The sequence below is a fragment of the Streptomyces sp. BoleA5 genome (assembly GCF_000373665.1).
GTDB lineage: Bacteria > Actinomycetota > Actinomycetes > Streptomycetales > Streptomycetaceae > Actinacidiphila.
The window spans coordinates 29990-46064 of the sequence record NZ_KB892104.1 but is presented as its reverse complement, the minus strand read 5'-3'; the positions used below and the strand labels follow the sequence as shown (position 1 = coordinate 46064).

Sequence of the window (16075 nt, the reverse complement as noted above, 5' to 3'; positions counted from 1 at the left end):
CGGCATCACCGTCGTCGAACTCGACTGCCTGCCGGTCAGGTGGCGGCACACAGCGGCGGTGCTGCGCCGATGGCTGGGTCCGGTGCCGCGGCAGGGTGAAGCAGGGCCAGCCGTGCGGGATCGTCCAACGACATGAGGCCCTGGTCGACTATCGAGCGGTCGTGGCCAGGCCGGGGCTCTTGTCGTGACCCGTCATGGATCGAAGCCCTCAGCTGGGCGAGGGCTTGCGGAGCCGGTCTGTCGGCAGGTGCCGGGTGGACGGGAAACTGGCGAGCGCGATGCCGGCGGTGGCGAGGACGGCGGCTTTGAGGCTGCCGAGCTGTGCCTCGGCGTATTCGGTCACGAGGGCGTCGGTCTGGGGCTTGGCCAGGCCTGTGCGCTCTGCTGCGGCTCGTACCTGGTCGGTGGCGACGAAGCTGACGCCCGCCTCGATGGTGATGCCGACCTGTTGACGTGCTGCGCTGGAGATCTGCGGGTTGTCTTCGATCCGGGTCGTGAACACGTGCACCAGTGCCCCGATGAGAAGCGAGCCGATGAGGGCGGTCCCCAGGGAGGACCCCAGGTTTTGAGCGGTGTACTGGAGACCGCCGACCTCGCTGCGTTCCGACTCGCCGACGCTGGATTGGACGACGTTGCCGAGCTGGGAGGCGAGCAGGCCCATACCCGTGCCCAGCAGGGCCATTGCCCATGCGAAGGAAAGGTCGTTGAGGGATGGGGTGATCACGGCCAACAACCAGAGAATCGCCGCGATGAGAATCAGCAGGGCCGTGCGGACCACTGTGCGGGGTGAGGCGAACCTGCCGAGCAGGGGGCCGCTCATGGAGACCACGAGCATGCTGATCGACACCGGTAGCAGCCGCAGCCCGGTCTCGAAGGCACTGAGGCCCTGCACGATCTGGAGATACAGAGGGATGACGAAGAACAGGCCCAGCAAGATGAGGTTCTGACTGAGCAACGCGGCAAGACCGGCCCGTAGAGCGGGAAGGCCGAACAGCGAGAACCGTACGAGGGGCTCATGGTTATGAGCCTCCTGCCGTCGCTCCCACGACCGGAACAGCCACAGCACGACGGCGCCCGCAGCGATGACGAAGACGGTGAGGGAGAAGCCGAAGACGGTCACGGGGGAGTTGCGGGGCCGCAGCCAGCCCCAGTTGCTGCTTTGCAGAACACCCAGCACCACCAGGGCCAGGCCGAGGGCGGACAGCACGGCCCCGACCTTGTCGAGATGCGGTCTGGAGCCGCGATGGGGCTGTTCCTCGATCCAGCGCATGCCCAAGAGGATGGCCACCACCAGCACCACCTCGGCGGCAAAGACCAGACGCCAGGTCAGGTAGGTGGTGACCCAGCCACCGACCAAAGGCCCGACTGCGATGCCGGCTCCGGCCAGGCCGCCGACGACCCCGTAGGCGACGGCCCGGTCCCGGCCCTGGTAGGTTCCGGCCACGAGGGCGGCAAGCGCCGGGAGGACCAGCGCCGCGCCGATTCCCTCGATCACGGACCAGCCGACGGTGAGCACCCACAGGACCGGGGCGACAGCGGTGAGGGCGGAGCCCGTGGCGTACACGATCAGTCCGATGCCGAACACCTTGCGGCGTCCGAGCATGTCCCCGAGTTTCCCACCCGTGATCATGAGCGCTGCCATGACCAGGGTGTAGAGGGTGATGACGGCCTGGATCGAGGTGACCTCGGTGTCGAAGTCCTTGACCAACTGGCTGATCGAGACGTTCATGACCGAGGTGTCGAGAACCATCAGGAACTGGGCGGTACCGAGGATGATCAGAGCCCGCCATCGCCTCACCGCTTGCACCTCCAGAGCTTCCGGTGTGCGTCACGCCTTGCGCACACGACCTCAGATCACCATAGAGCAGGCATATCCTTGCTCTCGGTACATCCTTGCTGAAAGCGGGCTGTACCAGCGGACCGCCTCCAGTCGCCCGCGCCAGGGGGCCGGCTGGTCGTCCTGATCCTTGAGTTGCACAGGCGTCAGGAACGGAGCCCGCGCAGGGCGGCACCAATGGTGGCGATGCCCTGCTCGATGTCGTGAGCGGGTCCCGCCGCGTAGCCGAGTACCAGGCCGGGCGGCCCGGGGCCGATGCGGTGCCAGGAGAGCGGATGTACCTTCACCCCTCGGTCGAGGGCCGCCGCGGCCAGGGCACCGTCGCACAGGCCGGGGTCGTAGGCGCCGTCGGGCGGGGAGCCGAAGGTGACCATGAGGTGCAGGCCGGCGGCTGCCCCGTGCACGTGGGCACCAGGAAGGTGCTCCTCGATGGCCTTGAGCATCACGTCCCGGCGCCGGCGGTGGCGCCGCCGCACATGGCGCAGATGCCGCTCCAGCTCGCCGGAGTCCATCAGCCGGGCGAGGACCAGCTGAGTGATGACGCCGTTGCCCAGGTCGGCGTACCGCTTGGCCGTTACGACGGCGTCCAGCCGGTCCGGCGGTACGAGGAGCCATCCGATGCGGAGTGCGGGCGCGAGCAGTTTGGAGACGCTGCCCGTGTAGCAGACACCTTCGGGCATCAACGAGCGCAGCGCGGGCACCGGCGGCCGGTCGTAGCGGTGCTCGGCGTCGTAGTCGTCCTCGATCACCACCCCACCCTCGGCGGCCCAGTCCAGCAGCTCTCGGCGGCGTTCCCCGTCGAGGACGACACCGGTCGGGAACTGGTGGGCCGGTGTCAGCAGCACCGCCTGGGTGCCACTGGCACGCAGCGCACCGACGTCGAGGCCACCGGCGTCCACACGGATGGGCACCATCGAGTGGCCTCCGTACTCCAACTGCTGGCGTGCCCCGAGGGATCCGGGGTCCTCAACGGCGACGCGGCGGATGCCGTCCGCCAGGAGAAGCCGCGCGAGCAGGCTCAGAGCCTGTGCCACACCCGCGACCACCACGATCTCGTCGGGGTCGGCGCGGATGCCACGGTTGCGCGCCAGCCAGCCCGCGATCGCTCGGCGCAGGGCGGGCGCGCCCCTGGGATCGCCGTAGCCGAAGTCGGCCGGGGCAGCGTCCGCGAGGACGGCACGCTGGGCGCGCAGCCACCCGGCGCGCGGGAAGGCGGCGAGGTCCGGGACACCCGGTGACAGGTCGATCCGGCAGGGCACGGCCCGCAGCACGTCGACGACGCCATCGCGGTCGCCCGAACTGAAGATCGCGGTCCCGGATCCGGCTGCGGTCCCCGGCATGCCGAGCCCGCGGCGGTCGCCGTCGCGGTCGCGTGCGTACCAGTGGTCCTCGCGGTGGTGGGCCCGGCGCTGGAACGGCGGCGGCCCAGCCGGCGGCTCCTGTTGGCGGCCCCGGTGGTCGTCACCGGAGCGGTACTGGTGGAGGGAACGGGGCGCACCGACGCTGTCGGGGTGGCTTGGGCGGCACTGGCCCTGGCCTGTGAGGCCGCCTTCACCCTTCTCGCGGTACCGGTCCTGCGGCGGCACTCCCCGTGGGGGGTGTCCGTGCACGCGATGTGGATGGCCGCTGCACTCCTGGCCGTTCTCGCCGTGGCCTCCGAAGGCCCCTCGGCGGTGGCGGAGTTGTCCGGTATCGAGTGGGCCGCCATCGGCTATCTGGCGCTCATGGTGACGGCGGTCGCCTTCGTCCTGTGGTACTCGACGGTCCGCGCCGTCGGATCGGGGCGGGCCGGACTGCTCTCCGGCATCGCGCCTCTTGCCGCGGCGGCCGTCGGCAGCATCTTCGGTAGCGGCATGCCCAGCCCGTCGGTATGGCTGGGCATCACCGTGCTGATCCTCGGGTTGGTGCTGGGTCTGCGCCCGCATCACATGCCTGCCGCGGAGGTCGTACGAGCGGACCCGCCCACCTCCGTACGCTCCAGGTAGCGGCTGAGAACAGCCCGTCGGGAGCGCCTTGCAGACATCACGCTCGTCGAAGGATCAGGCGCCGGGGCCGCCGCAGCGCGGCGACCATCATGCAGTGGAGTGCGTGAAACATCCTTTGTTCTGGCGTGGGGAGGCACTTGCGCGCCAGTGGTACGCGGTGCCGAGTCATGGGGGGTCAGGGCGACGCGGGTGGCCCTCACTGCGTGCGGCCAGGGGCACGCGTCGCCTGCCGGTCCATCCCTCCAACCTACAAGGCCGCTCGCCGTGTCCCTCTCAACGGATCGTCAGCCCGTGCTCACGCCTTCATGGGACGGCAAGGTCCTCCATGCCCTCGACCTCGACGTGCTCGACCGGCAGATCCAGACCATTCGTTCGGTGATCAACCCCGACAAGCTTGGCCACCTCGGACCGGTTGCCGACGCCTGGGCCATCGACGACGAGCTGAAACAGATCCGTCAGATGAAGTGACCCCGGGATCGGCGTGGGCCGGCTCGTTCGCCCATCCGGCGATGTCGAGGTTGTGCAGGCGGGCGACGCCCCGCATCGCGGGGTGCACGCCGTCGCCGCGGAGGCGGCCGTCACGCAAGCTCCTCCAGGTCTTCGTGCGGACGAAGACGTGCTCGACCCGGGCCCGGACCCGCTTGTGGCTTTTTGTGGCTGCTTCCAGCCGGGGAGTTCTTCGTCCGCGCAGCTGCGGCGGTGAGGAATGACCAGTCCCGTAAAGACCAGTCCCGTTCCCCGGCAGCCGCCGTCGCCGCGCCTTTGCGGAAGGCGGCGTCCGCGACCGTCGGCGTCCGCACCTCGTGCGGACGCCCCGACACGCCGTCGCCGCCGTCAGGTCTCCAGACCCTCCAGGGTCGCGCTGACCAGGGGCAGCACCTCCTCCAGGAGATCCGCTGTCGCAAGCTCGTCGAGCGTCCCCGCGCCGCGGGCCAGCAGCACTCCGACAAAGGCGGCGACCGCCACCTCGGCCCGCAGTTGCGGCCGGTCCACTCCCTTGGCGGCGAACCGCTCGCGCAGTGGGTCGACCAGGCGGGCGTGCATCTGGGCCCGGGCGGCCTCCTGTACCACCGGATCACCTTCGGCCTGGACGGCCGACCGCAGGACGGGGCCGGCGCCGCGCCGGTCCGCACGCTCGAACAGAGCGCGGAGCCGATCGCGTACGAGCAGGTCCGGCGGGGTCGCGTCGCCCTGCTCCGCGCGCAGCACCGCCGTGTACAGGCCGCTCTTGTTGGTGAAGTACCGGGCGATCAGCGCCGGGTCCACACCCGCACGCTCACCGATGTCGCGGATCGTGGTCCGGTCGAAGCCTCGCTCGCTGAAGAGCTCGCCTGCCGCCTGGAGCAGCAGTTCGCGGCTGCGCGCGGAGTCCCGCCTGCGCGACGGCGTGCCGTCGGTCATCGCGCCGCCTCCTGCCGGGCCGCGTCCTCGCCCGCCGTTCGCGGTAGGGCAGCGGCCCCCGCTGGTACTGGAGCGGCGACGGCACCACGCCGGCGCCGCGGCGGCAGGACGGTGGTCACGAGGATCATGACCACCCACACGCCGCAGGCCAGCAGGGCGGCCGTCCGGTAACCGTCGCCCGTCGGCAGCGCGCTGCCGGCGGTGGTGTGGGCCTGCAGAACGGTGGCGCTCAGCACGCTTCCGGTGGAGTAGCCGACGTAGCGCAGCACCTGGTTGAAGCTCATCGCGCTCCCCGTCTCGTGTGCGGGCACGGAGCCCACGATCATCCCGGGCATCACGGCGAATATCCAGCCGATTCCGAAGCCGGCCACCGCCATGATGGCGAACAGCTCCCACAGCTGTCCGCGAACGAGTGCGAAGGCCAGCACGGCGGCCAGGGAGAACACGCACCCGAGCGCCAGCACCAGGGCGGTGCCGGCCCGCCGAGCCAGCAGCGGGACCACCCGGCCGGCGGCCAGACTGCCGAGTGAGAACGGCAGCAGCACCAGCCCTGTGACGGCCACGGAGGCCCCGAATCCGTAGCCGGCCTCGCGCGGCGTCTGCACGAACCGGGTGACCAGCGACACCAACAGGTACATCCCGAGACCGGCCACCAGTGCGGTCACGTCGGCTGTCAGCACTCCGCGGTCCTTGGTCAGCCGAAGATCGACCAGCGGCCGCGCGGTCCGCAGCTCGTGCGCCGCCCATACGCCGAGCAGCAGAACACAGATCCCGACCAGGACGAGTAGCCGCACCGACTTCCAGCCCCATAGTTCGGCCTCGCTCAAGGCGAGCAGCAGCCCGGCGAGTGCGGCGCCGAGCAGCACCGTCCCGGGAACGTCCGGCCGCGGCGCCGGGCGGCGCGGGGACGGCGGCAGGACCACGACGGCGGCCACCAGCGCGGCCACGCTCACCGCCGCCCCGAACCAGAAGCCGGCGTACAGCCCGAGGGACTGCGCGATCAACCCGGTGACCGGATAGCCCAGTCCCACCCCGGCGACGGTGGTGATCGACAGCAGGGCCACCGCGGGGCGTGACCGCTCCGGCGGCAGGGCGTCCCGCGCGGTGGCGATTGCCAGCGGGGTGAGGCCCAGTCCGAGGCCCTGCAGCGCCCGCCCTGTCACCAGGCAGCCGATGCCCAGCGGCAGCGCCGCCAGAACGCAGCCGGCCAGCACTGCCACAAGAGCCCCGAGGATCACGGGGCGGCGGCGCGGACCGTCTCCCAGCCGTCCCATCACCGGTGTGCTCACCGCGCCGACGAGCAGCGTTACGGTCAGCGACCACTGGGCGTCGTTGAGCGACACGTGCTCCTCGGCGGCGATCGTCGGCACCAGCGGGGCGCCGAGGCTGCTGACCACGGCGACCAGCATGCCGAGTGAGACCAGCACGGGAACCAGCGCACGCTGCCGCCCGGGCTGCGGCTCCGGAATGGCCGGACTGTCCACGACTCTCCTCGATGTCGAAAGCTGAAGTCATCGATTGAAGTCATCACGTGGTGACATTATTCCCGGCGCCCTCCCCTCACGTCTCGCCGTCCTGCGCGATCACATGGTGGAAAGCGTCGGGCGGACCCTGGTGGCTCCCCGGCGCTCGACACGCGAGTGATCCACCCCACGACACTTCTGGACACGAGGCAGGCACTTCGGGCCCTGCGGCTCCGGAGCGCCCGTACGCGCGGATCGGAGAAGTAGCTTCGATGTCAGCAGTCCTGCTCTCCCCGGCGGTGCGGGCGATCCGTGGCCGGGCCGCGGACCGTCCGGTTGACGTCAAGGCCCGGGTGGAAGCCGACCGGCGTCGCAGGGCTGCCCGTCGCCGTCACCTTTGAAGGAGTTCCGCCGATGAAGACCGTCGTCCACTGCATCGTGGCGGCAAGCCCTTCGGAGACGTTGCGGGCGCTTCCGGTACCTGGAGCCCCGTGACCGACCCGGCTACGGGAGAGGTCACCACACGGGTCGCGATGGCCGGAGCCGACGAGGTCGATGCCGCGGTCGCCGCGGCGAAGGAGGCCGACGCGACTTGGCCCACGTCCCCGCTCGCGCGGCGGATCGCGATCCTGGTCCGCTGCCGCGAACTGCTGGACGCGCGCCGGGACGACATCGCCGCGCTGATCACCGCCGAGCAGGGCAGGGTCGACGCGAGGCCCGGGCCGTGGCCTTCTACGCGGGCGAGGACAGCGGTTTCGTCAGGGGCACGATCGCCGGGCAACGGGGGCGGGGCCCGGGACTGACCGATTCGCGACTGGCAACGCGCTCGCCTCAACCGGCGGGAAGGCTGCCGAAACCAGTCTGGTGATCCGCTGCGTACTTCTGTCAGTGAAGTTCTTGCGGATCGATGTACGCCAGGACGGTCGTCCCGTTCTGAACTGTGCGACACGTCCGATGAAGGAGTCATCATGCACGACGAATCCACGGCGCTGGTGGTGCAGCCCGGTGAGGCTGCCGGGGCGTCGCTCACAGACGGCGCGTTCGAGTTGCTCGCCGACGGGGGCGCGGTCAGCGCCAGCCGGCTCACCCTCGCGACCGGCGCCGACGGGGCACCCCCGCACCACCACAAGCTCTCCCACGAGCTCTTCTACGTGCTGGGTGGGACGATGCTCTTCCGTCTCGGCGATGTCCTGTCGGCGGTGGGGAAGGGCGGGCTCGTCGTCATTCCGCCCGGGCTGCCGCACGTCTTCGGGGCGGCAGAGGGCGAGACGGCCGATGTACTGGTGGTGCTCAGCCCGGGTATCGAACGGTTCGGCTACTTCGAGCGGCTGGCCGCCATCAGCCGTGGCGAGGCGGAATTCGCGTCACTCCTCCCCGAGCAGTTGCGCTACGACGTGCACTTCGAGGACATCTCCGACTGGCGATCGGCGCCCTCACGGTAACCCGTTCGGCGGCGGGGCCTCGGTCAGACGTGGAGTTCTTCCGCGGGGCCACACGTCTCGCACGGTGAGGCGATGTCCCTCTCCAGCGTCACAAGTGCCTCCCGCCGGTCAGGGCTCGCCTCGGCGGCCTGCGAGCGGCCAGGCCACCCGTCGATGAACGCCGCAGCCACGAACCCGGAACCCGCCGGCACAGGCGCTTTTCAGCTCCATCTAGGACCCGGTCGGTGCGGTGCGGTAGAAGCCGGCCGCGGTGACCGCGGCGGGGACGCCGAGTTCTGCGGCGACCGTGGTGATGGCCGTGGCGCCGGCGGCGAGGTCGGCCTGGCCGTCGGTGGTGAAGAGCGGGGCGATGTACTTCTCGTAGTGGGCTCGCGCTTCGTCCTCGGTCTGTCCGCCAAGGAATGTACGCATGTGCCGCACCGTGGTGTCGGGGTCGTCGTGGATCGCCCGCAGGCCGCGCCGGTGGGCCCGCACGACGGCCTGGACCGCCGGGTCGTCGGGGTGGATGTGGGTGGGGTCGACGGCCACGCCCACGGTAGGGATCCGAAAGTGGTCGCCGATCCAGGCAAGCACATTCCAGCCGTTCTCGGCGGCTACCGCCTCGGGCACCATGGTGCTGCCGACGACAGCGGCGTCGATCTCGCCGGCGCGCAGGAGGCGCAGGTCCATGCCGTAGTCGCCGGGCCGGCGTACGACGGTGTGGATGTCGCGGTCCGGATCGAGGCCGGCCTTGCGCAGCACGATCCGAGTGAAACAGCCGGGCGCGGTGTGGGGGGCGTGCACCGCCAGCCGGCGGCCGGCCAGGTCGGCGAGGGAGGTCATGCCGGGCCGGGCGAGGAACCAGAACAGCGGGCGGTCGGTGTTGACGTTGAGTGCGACCCAGGGCGTGCCGTCGGTCAGCCGGGACAGCAGCGCCCGGCCGAGCCCGATGGTGGCGCAGCGGCGCAGCCGCTCCTCGTCCCAGGTGCAGCCGTCGTGCAGCGCGACGTGGACAGCCTCGTCCGCGTAATAGCCCTCCTGATCGGCGATGTACGCCACCAGTTCCTCGTGCAGGCCCCGCCCGACGTAGGCGAGATCGATGGTGTGCATGAAGGCCTTTCCTCGGAGATGCCGCCGTCAACCGCCCGCGCGTGACGCGAGCCCCGCGGTCTTGGTGCGAGCGGCCGTAGTCCCAGGCCGCCGGCCGGACCGTGACCCATGGCCACGTGCAACGGGGGGCGACGGTGTCAGTGCATGGACAACCCGCCGTCGACCGCGGCCGTGGTGCCGGTCATGAAGGCGTTGCCCTCGTCGGCGTAGAAGGCGACCGCCTGGGCGACGTCGGCCGGGCGCGCAAGGCGGCCGAGCGGGGTGGCGGCCACTTGCCGCTGCCTGAGCGCGTCATCGAGCACATCCGCCGCCATACGGGTGTCCTCCACCGGGCCCGGGGCGACGACGTTGACGGTGATGCCGTGCGGGCCCAGTTCCAGGGCGAGATAGCGGGCGAACTGCTCCAGTGCCGCTTTGGCCGTGCCCAACGCGATCATGCCCTCCCTGGGCCTGCGACTGAGGCCGGTGCCGAGATAGACGATGCGTCCCCACCGCCGCTCGGTCATGCCGGGCAGCAGGGCCTTCGTGACCGTGAACGCCGCGTGCATCTCGGCCTCGAGCTTCCCGCCGAGTTCTTCCCACGTCATGTCCCAGAACGGAGCGACCGCGTAGGGGATGAGGGCGTTGTGCACGAGCACGTCGACTCCGTCCCATACCGCAGTGACCCGCTCGACCATGCGATGGACGGCCGCCACTTCGCGCACGTCCGCCTGCAGGGCCATGGCTTGGCCGCCTGCGGCTGCGATGTCCGCTACGACCTCCTCGGCCGCCTCGCTGCTGCTGAGGTAGTTGACCACCACGCGCATCCCCCGCGCGGCCAGGAGGCGTGCGGTGGCCGCACCGATCCCGCTGCTGGCGCCCGTCACCAATGCCACCCTGCCGGTCGCCCCAGTCATGGGACCCCTTCCTCCTCGTCGTCACGGACGTCGGGATGACCGCCCCAGGTCGTTCATCGCCGATGGCCCGGCAGCCGGGACGGATTGCCCGCAGCGCACGGTGGCAGCGGTCTCGCAGCAGGTTCGCCGAGTTCCAGTCGCCCGGCAGCTGCGAGGTGAGCAACACGTCCCGCCTGCCGCGGATGGTCTCACTGAGCGGCTCCAGCGGCATCGAAAGCATCACATCGTCGCCGGCACATGGAGCGGAGCCGCGCCGTTCCACCCCGAGCTCCGTGCACCCCGAGCTCCGTGCACCGCGGGATCAGGAACTGCTGGATACGCGTAGCGAATGGCTGTCCCCCCGCGTCCGCGGCCGCCGGCGACCCGCGCTACGTGGCAGCTGCGCTGTCCCCACCCATGGCCCGGCATATCTCGGACCGTTGTGAAACCGACCCCAAGCCAGCCTCTGCGGCAGCGCACCCGCTGTCTGGTGACGTCGGTACTCTCACGTCGGGCGCACGGGCCCCAGGCACGGATGCCTTCTCTTCCGCGCCCAAGCCAGGTCCCCAGGGCACTCCCGGGGATCGAGCCGCGCCCATCCCCTGGCTACGCGAGCCCTCAGAATGATCTTCGTCGGACACGGCCTGGTTCGGCTGGCTGCACGGTTGGACCTACCGGGACACGTCATGCGCTTCGCAAACATGCCGGGCGGCTCACGGAGGCGAGAGGCGACTGCTCGGAATGTGACAGGACCCTGAGGCAATTGCGGGCGGGCCGATGGTCGGGGGAGTGCGTTGCTGCCGGTGGCGCGGTCATCAGGCCAGCATGCTGCCCGTGGCCGGCGGTATGAGGAGGAACGAGTGCGATCCGCCGTTGCGTGTGGGCGAAGACCTCTTCGACGGCCCCGACGTGTGACCGTATGGTCGGCTGCTTCCGCCACCGGGAGAGAGGCGCCGACCCAGTGGGCCAGCCGGCTCTGTCTGTCAGGCCGAACGTCACTGGTCGCCAAAGCATTGTGGTGCTGTCATGGAGGGGGAGGGGATGCGGCGCGGATGAGCTGACGGGGTCGTGACTGCCCATGGAGGCGCCAGTCGGAGGGGGACACGCCTCGTCGGTCCGGGCCGGTCCTTCCGCGGTCGCCTGTCGAAATGGAGGAGGCCGGTGCCATGCCGCACCGCCGCACGGTGGGTGATGTGATGACCGAGGACGTCGTCACGTTCCGCACCCACACGCCGTTCAATGAAGTTGTGGCCCTGTTGGACGCGAACGACATTGCCGCGGCTCCGGTTGTCGACGACGACGGCGCCCCCGTCGGCGTGGTGTCCGCGTCCGACGTGCTGCGGCACGAGACCGGCATGCCCGATCCGCAGGGGCAGGACGGGGACGAGGAGCACGTCTGGGGCAAGGCGCGGGCCCGGACCGCGGGCGCGCTCATGAGCAGTCCTGTCTTCACTGCCCGCGCCCACTGGACGATCCCCCGGGCCGCGCGGGAACTGCGCAGGCGGCACGTCAAGCAGCTGCCGGTGGTGGGCGACGACGGGCTCCTGGCCGGCATCGTGAGCCGCAGCGACCTGCTCGACATCTTCGTCCGCTCCGACGTCGAGATTCGCGGCGCAATCGAGCAGGACGTCCTGGATGGCATCCTGCGCCTGGAGGAAGGCGTCGTCGCGGTCGAGGTCCAGGAGGGGACTGTCACCCTGCGGGGTCACGTCCCGGAACCGCGTCTGATCCCGGTGGTCGTGGGCCTGTGCCAGGGCGTCGAGGGTGTCGTCGCCGTGGACGCCCGCCTTGCCGTCGTTAGCTAGGCCGCGGGCCCGCTGCCGCACCGGGGGCACCTGCACGGGTCGCGGCCGGCAGCGGGCGAGGCCGCCACGGCGTGCGTGTGCGGCGGTCCGCCAAGCCCGCGAACTCCTCCGTATCCCTGCCGAGGCCGGGACCTGCTGCGAAGACTGCGGCCGCCGAGGGCCTGTCGTTGCGCGCCTACCTGGCCCGCCCGGCCGACACTCTCCTCACCCCTACCGAGCGGGCTGAGCGCGCCGAGCAGGCACGCGCCGTCCCGAACGCCTCGAACGGCTGCGCCCCCACTCCCGCCGAGCAGGACGACCTGGACGCCGAACTCGACCGCCGCCAGACCCAGGGCATGAAGGACGTTCCCCTGCAGCGGGGCGGTTGGCTGAGCCGTATAGATCATGGGTGATATCTATCACGTGGACGGTGCGATGCGCGGGCTTACATGATGAGCCTGCACACCGTGCCCGAAACACACCCTGTCCTATGAGGTTCGAATGACCCTGCCGTCGCTGTTGCTGGTGCCCGGAGCGTGGCACAGACCCGAGCATCTGCAACTCCTCATCGACGACCTGCCCGACATCGATGTCCACACCGTGGCACTCACCTCGAGCGGCGACGACCCCGAGGTGCTGGGCGACATGTACTCCGACGCGGCTGTCATCAAGGGCGCGGTCGAGGCGATCGACGGACCCGTGGTCGTCGTCGCGCACTCTTACGGCGGCATCCCCGCCACCCAAGCGCTTGTCGAGACGCCCAACGCCAAGAGAATCGTCTACCTTGCCGCGTTCCAGCTCGACGCCGGAGACTCCCTGCTGTCGAGTGTGGGCGGCGACCCCGCTCCCTGGTGGGAGTTCCATCGGCAGGAGGGCGTCGGCGACTTCCTGACCGTGGCAGGCCCGGTCGACGTCTTCTACGGCGACGTGGACAGGAGCGTCGCCGAGAAGGCGGCAGCAGCTTTGGGTTACCAGTCCTACGCCGCCACAACCCAGAAGCTGACCGCGGTCGCCTGGCAGACGATTCCGAGCACCTACATCATCTGCGAAGCGGACAAGGCCATCCCGCCCTTCGCCCAAGAACTCTTCGCGAAGCGCGCCGACAGGACGCTGAGGCTGGACAGTTCGCACTCGCCCTTCCTGTCCCAGCCCTCCGCCCTGGCTCAGCTCATCAGGCGCGAACTCAGCCTGCCATGAGCCGGCCGGAGCGTGAGCCCGGCCGCCCGTAACGCCCGCCAGCCGCGTCCACCGCGGCCGGCGGACCCCGACCGCTTCCAGTCCAGGGGCAGATCGTGACGTTCTCATCTCCGGTCTCCGCCGGCCGTCCGGGCTAGGGTGCGAGCCGATATCGCGCTAGTGCGGCAAACCGTCGAATACGCGCGCTGACCGTTGCGGCCCGCGCGCTCTGTGCCACCGGTATCGCCCCGTTGGCACTGGCCGGGACCGCCCGTGCCCAGGGCACCTGCACCACCGCAGGCACGACCACCACCTGCGGGCCGCGTTGCCAGCCGGCGATCACTGCGCCCTGATGGGAACGCCTATTCGACGCGACGCGCTTTGTGCTTGGCGACGCCGAAGCGTGCCCGGGTGGGCAGGTCGGTCAGTCCGGTGCACTCGCGTGCTTGCGCCACGGGTCCGTGACAGAGCGCCTTTAGGACAGGGGCTGGTGCGCCGTGTTCTGTGAGAGTGAGCGCCACATCGAGTCGCGGGTGCGCCGGGCGTCCGGTCACATGGGCGCCGGCGCGGGCGACGCCAGGCAAGGCACGCGCTTCGTCGGCGACGGCGTTGCTGAGGGCGCTGCCCCGAAGTTCAACACCATCGGGCGGAGGCGCGCCGCCCAGATGCACGGATCCTGGGCGGTGACGACGCAGTTGGGTGAGCAGCCACAGGAGAGCCAAGGCGGTTGCCAGGGTGAGGGCGGCGATGACGGCCGGCCACCACCACCAGCCTTGGTCGCTCCAGCGGATCCGGTCCGCGTTGCTGAGTAGTACGTCGTTGTGGGTGGTCAATGGCCATCCGGCGGGTGGATCGACGTGCAGCAGGCGGTAGAAGTCGATGCCGGCGGTGAAGATCAGCAGCCCGCCGCCCAGCAGGACCAGGCCGGTGATGGCCAGGAGGAGGCGGTTGAGTATGGATCGGCTGTTCATGGCGGGTTCCCGGGCCGGGTCAACGGACGCGTTCTCGCACGCGTATGGCTACTCGTGGGGCATGCGCAAGGGCGAGTTGGCGGCACTGATCGTGGACGGCCTCGTTGAGGTCGTCGCGGACGGTCGATGGGTCACGGAAGCGGACGTCAGCGAAGACGACGACGCGGTGGCGCCCCACTCGGACCCTCGCTCGGCCGACGCCGGGGACCCGCATCGCTGCGTCACGCAACATCAGTTCGGCAGCCCGGCGGTCCAGCCAGGCTCGCAGTCCGGTACTGCCGTCAGGTGCTCGCAGCGGCAGCAACCGGCGCAGGCCGGGGGTGAGGGCGAGGAAGAGCAACCACAGGCCGACGGCGGCGGCGACAGCGGAGCCGACCAGCATCCACAGATCGTCGACCGGGCGGCCGGCCATCTCGTCGGCGAGGTGGGTGCGCCAAGCTCCGGCGCGGTGCCCGGCTCGCACCGCGATCACGTCGTACAGCATCAGCCCGAAGCCGCACAGTGCCACCAGCGCCACCACCGCGGCTGGGATGCGGCGCGCCGACCACAGGCGCGGCGACCTGGCCCCCCGCCTGCCTTGCTCCGACGGCCTCGGCGCGCGAGTGGGGGAGCGGGGCCGACCTGTTCCGGCAGCTCTGTGGGTGTCGGGTGGCCCTTGTCGGGTACCGGGCGGTGCAAGGTCGGATGGGCGGGTCATCGGGATTCCTTGGTCGGTGCGTGAGTAGGCGAAGGTCACTGAGCGCGGACCGGTCCGCCGACGGTGGCCAGGCGCCGGATGGTCAGGGTGACGTCTCGGACCTCTAGACCGGTCAGTCGTGTCACCCGGTCGGCGACCTCACGCTGTAGCTGCCGAGAGGTGTCGGCGATGTCAGCGGGGTAGGGGAGGTCCACCGTGAGCGCCAGTTGCGCTCTCCCGCCGTGCGTGGTCGCTCGAGCCCCCGGTGCGGCCAGATCGCTGCGCGGGTCGAAGCGTCGACGCAGCATCGTGCTCACGACGCGAGCGGCAATGCGGGCCACGACCCGCTCAGGGATCACCGTCGTGCCTCGATCGGCAGGCGCCACAGTCCCGGAGGCGTCGTGTGCATGCCCACCGGAAGGACGGTCGGGTGAGCCGGCGGCACTGGTGTTGGCGCTCACCGTTGCCGCCGAGCGGACGAGTCCTGCTGCTTCCGGGTGAAGACGTCGACGTCGCCCTGCAGAACGAGACCGACGCCCAAGCCCACTGCACCTAGGACGGCCACCAGGAGGAACGCCCAAAATCCGCCGAAGAAGCCGGCGAAGCCCAAAGCGACTCCGGCTGCCAAGCCCACTATCGCTGCATTCATGACTCACTCACCTGTCCCGGACCGGCGTGCGCCGTCCGCATCGGGCGCGCTTGGTGCCCCAGGGGAAGGTCCACTGACGGAGGTCATTGGACTCGGCCTTCGGCCGGCCCGGTCTCGTCTTCCTCGTCCGGTAGGTTCACGTCGTCGACGACGAGGTTCACCTCGACGACCTCGAGACCGGTCATGCGTTCCACGGCGGAAATGACGCTGATGCGGACCTCTGCTGCCACCTCGGGAATGGCGTAGCCGTAGTCGACGACGACATCAAGGTCCAGTGCGGCCTGGCTCTCGCCCACCTCGCACTTCACTCCGCGGGTGACGCTTGCGGTTCCGCCGCCGGGGACGCGTTCGCGCACTGCACCCATGGCGCGAGCCATGCCCGCACCGAGGTTGTGAATTCCGGGTACCTCGCGGGCGGCGGTTCCCGCGATCTTGGCCACGACGCTGTCGGCGATGGTGGTCCTGCCCCGCGTCTCGGGGGAGGTGTCCGGGCCGGTCGGCCCCTTCAGCGTCGTTCCGGTTCCGGTGGAGCTGTTCTGCCCGGTGAGGGGCCGGTCTGCGGTGTCTGTCATGGCAGTCGCCTCGATCAGTCGCTGCGGGTACCGGTACGGCGCCCGTCACCAACTTGGACACACCCCGAGGGCAAAGTGTCATGCATATCGACAAATCGGCATCACGCAGCCGAAGCCGGGCACGTGTAACACCGCAGGGAGGAGGTGCGGTCATG

16 protein-coding genes and 3 pseudogenes are annotated in these 16075 nt (G+C 70.3%); 7 read left to right on the top strand and 12 right to left on the bottom strand.

Features of this window, described 5'->3' with window-relative positions; all coding sequences use genetic code 11:
* Nucleotides 1-208: 208 nt before the first annotated feature.
* Nucleotides 209-1798, bottom strand: a complete 1590-nt coding sequence (locus B085_RS0119345) for an MFS transporter (protein WP_018560229.1) — start codon at nt 1796-1798, stop codon at nt 209-211.
* 185 nt (nt 1799-1983) lie between these two features.
* The gene (locus B085_RS42990; RefSeq protein ID WP_018560228.1) at nt 1984-3177 is read right to left on the bottom strand and encodes a PLP-dependent aminotransferase family protein; all 1194 of its coding nucleotides are present in this window, start codon (nt 3175-3177) and stop codon (nt 1984-1986) included.
* Nucleotides 3178-3219: 42 nt separating this feature from the next.
* On the opposite strand from B085_RS42990, the gene B085_RS42985 reads away from it, so the two are divergent.
* The gene (locus B085_RS42985; protein ID WP_018560227.1) at nt 3220-3822 is read left to right on the top strand and encodes an EamA family transporter; all 603 of its coding nucleotides are present in this window, start codon (nt 3220-3222) and stop codon (nt 3820-3822) included.
* 309 nt (nt 3823-4131) lie between these two features.
* A pseudogene (locus B085_RS48725) lies at nt 4132-4290 on the top strand (RNA polymerase subunit sigma-24); the annotation flags it as partial.
* Nucleotides 4291-4324: 34 nt separating this feature from the next.
* On the opposite strand, the pseudogene B085_RS50855 reads toward B085_RS48725, so the two are convergent.
* The 3 genes and pseudogenes from B085_RS50855 to B085_RS42975 form a co-directional block, all read right to left on the bottom strand.
* Nucleotides 4325-4575 (bottom strand): annotated as a pseudogene (locus B085_RS50855) (IS5/IS1182 family transposase); the annotation flags it as partial.
* Between the two features lie 81 nt (nt 4576-4656).
* Nucleotides 4657-5223 carry a TetR/AcrR family transcriptional regulator gene (locus B085_RS0119325; RefSeq protein WP_018560225.1) on the bottom strand — a complete coding sequence of 189 codons (567 nt, stop codon included), beginning with the start codon at nt 5221-5223 and terminating at the stop codon, nt 4657-4659.
* The gene (locus B085_RS42975; protein WP_018560224.1) at nt 5220-6707 is read right to left on the bottom strand and encodes an MFS transporter; all 1488 of its coding nucleotides are present in this window, start codon (nt 6705-6707) and stop codon (nt 5220-5222) included. The genes B085_RS0119325 and B085_RS42975 overlap by 4 nt, the downstream gene beginning before the upstream one ends.
* A gap of 393 nt (nt 6708-7100) precedes the next feature.
* Between B085_RS42975 and B085_RS0119315 the strand changes: the two are divergent.
* Nucleotides 7101-7393: pseudogene (locus tag B085_RS0119315) on the top strand (aldehyde dehydrogenase family protein); the annotation flags it as partial.
* A gap of 261 nt (nt 7394-7654) precedes the next feature.
* Nucleotides 7655-8128 carry a cupin domain-containing protein gene (locus B085_RS0119310; protein ID WP_018560222.1) on the top strand — a complete coding sequence of 158 codons (474 nt, stop codon included), beginning with the start codon at nt 7655-7657 and terminating at the stop codon, nt 8126-8128.
* A 210-nt stretch (nt 8129-8338) separates the two neighbouring features.
* On the opposite strand, the gene B085_RS0119300 is transcribed toward B085_RS0119310, so the two are convergent.
* Together B085_RS0119300 and B085_RS0119295 are read right to left on the bottom strand one after the other, a co-directional pair.
* On the bottom strand, nt 8339-9217 hold the full coding sequence (locus B085_RS0119300; protein WP_018560220.1) for an ABC transporter substrate-binding protein: 879 nt from the start codon (nt 9215-9217) through the stop codon (nt 8339-8341).
* Nucleotides 9218-9354: 137 nt separating this feature from the next.
* Nucleotides 9355-10083: an SDR family NAD(P)-dependent oxidoreductase gene (locus B085_RS0119295; RefSeq protein ID WP_234018604.1), complete on the bottom strand. Its 729-nt coding sequence runs from the start codon at nt 10081-10083 to the stop codon at nt 9355-9357.
* A gap of 1175 nt (nt 10084-11258) precedes the next feature.
* Between B085_RS0119295 and B085_RS0119290 the strand changes: the two genes are divergently transcribed.
* The 3 genes from B085_RS0119290 (at nt 11259) to B085_RS0119280 (ending at nt 13073) form a co-directional block, all read left to right on the top strand.
* A complete protein-coding gene (locus tag B085_RS0119290) occupies nt 11259-11897 on the top strand; it encodes a CBS domain-containing protein (protein ID WP_018560218.1) in 639 nt (212 codons plus the stop codon).
* A 77-nt stretch (nt 11898-11974) separates the two neighbouring features.
* The gene (locus tag B085_RS42970; RefSeq protein WP_420706609.1) at nt 11975-12289 is read left to right on the top strand and encodes a hypothetical protein; all 315 of its coding nucleotides are present in this window, start codon (nt 11975-11977) and stop codon (nt 12287-12289) included.
* Between the two features lie 88 nt (nt 12290-12377).
* Nucleotides 12378-13073 (top strand): alpha/beta hydrolase, encoded by a 696-nt coding sequence (locus B085_RS0119280; protein ID WP_018560216.1) that lies wholly within the window; start codon nt 12378-12380, stop codon nt 13071-13073.
* Between the two features lie 341 nt (nt 13074-13414).
* Here the strand turns inward: B085_RS0119280 and B085_RS0119275 are convergent, their stop codons facing one another.
* The 5 genes from B085_RS0119275 to B085_RS0119255 form a co-directional block, all read right to left on the bottom strand.
* On the bottom strand, nt 13415-14023 hold the full coding sequence (locus B085_RS0119275) for an alkaline shock response membrane anchor protein AmaP (protein WP_018560215.1): 609 nt from the start codon (nt 14021-14023) through the stop codon (nt 13415-13417).
* Between the two features lie 19 nt (nt 14024-14042).
* Complete coding sequence (locus tag B085_RS0119270; protein WP_018560214.1) at nt 14043-14543, bottom strand: DUF6286 domain-containing protein; 501 nt, start codon at nt 14541-14543, stop codon at nt 14043-14045.
* Nucleotides 14544-14755: 212 nt separating this feature from the next.
* Nucleotides 14756-15007 carry an Asp23/Gls24 family envelope stress response protein gene (locus B085_RS50850; RefSeq protein ID WP_202470793.1) on the bottom strand — a complete coding sequence of 84 codons (252 nt, stop codon included), beginning with the start codon at nt 15005-15007 and terminating at the stop codon, nt 14756-14758.
* A gap of 149 nt (nt 15008-15156) precedes the next feature.
* On the bottom strand, nt 15157-15348 hold the full coding sequence (locus B085_RS0119260) for a hypothetical protein (protein ID WP_026251212.1): 192 nt from the start codon (nt 15346-15348) through the stop codon (nt 15157-15159).
* Between the two features lie 83 nt (nt 15349-15431).
* Nucleotides 15432-15920, bottom strand: a complete 489-nt coding sequence (locus B085_RS0119255) for an Asp23/Gls24 family envelope stress response protein (protein ID WP_018560211.1) — start codon at nt 15918-15920, stop codon at nt 15432-15434.
* Between the last annotated feature and the right edge of the window lie 155 nt (nt 15921-16075).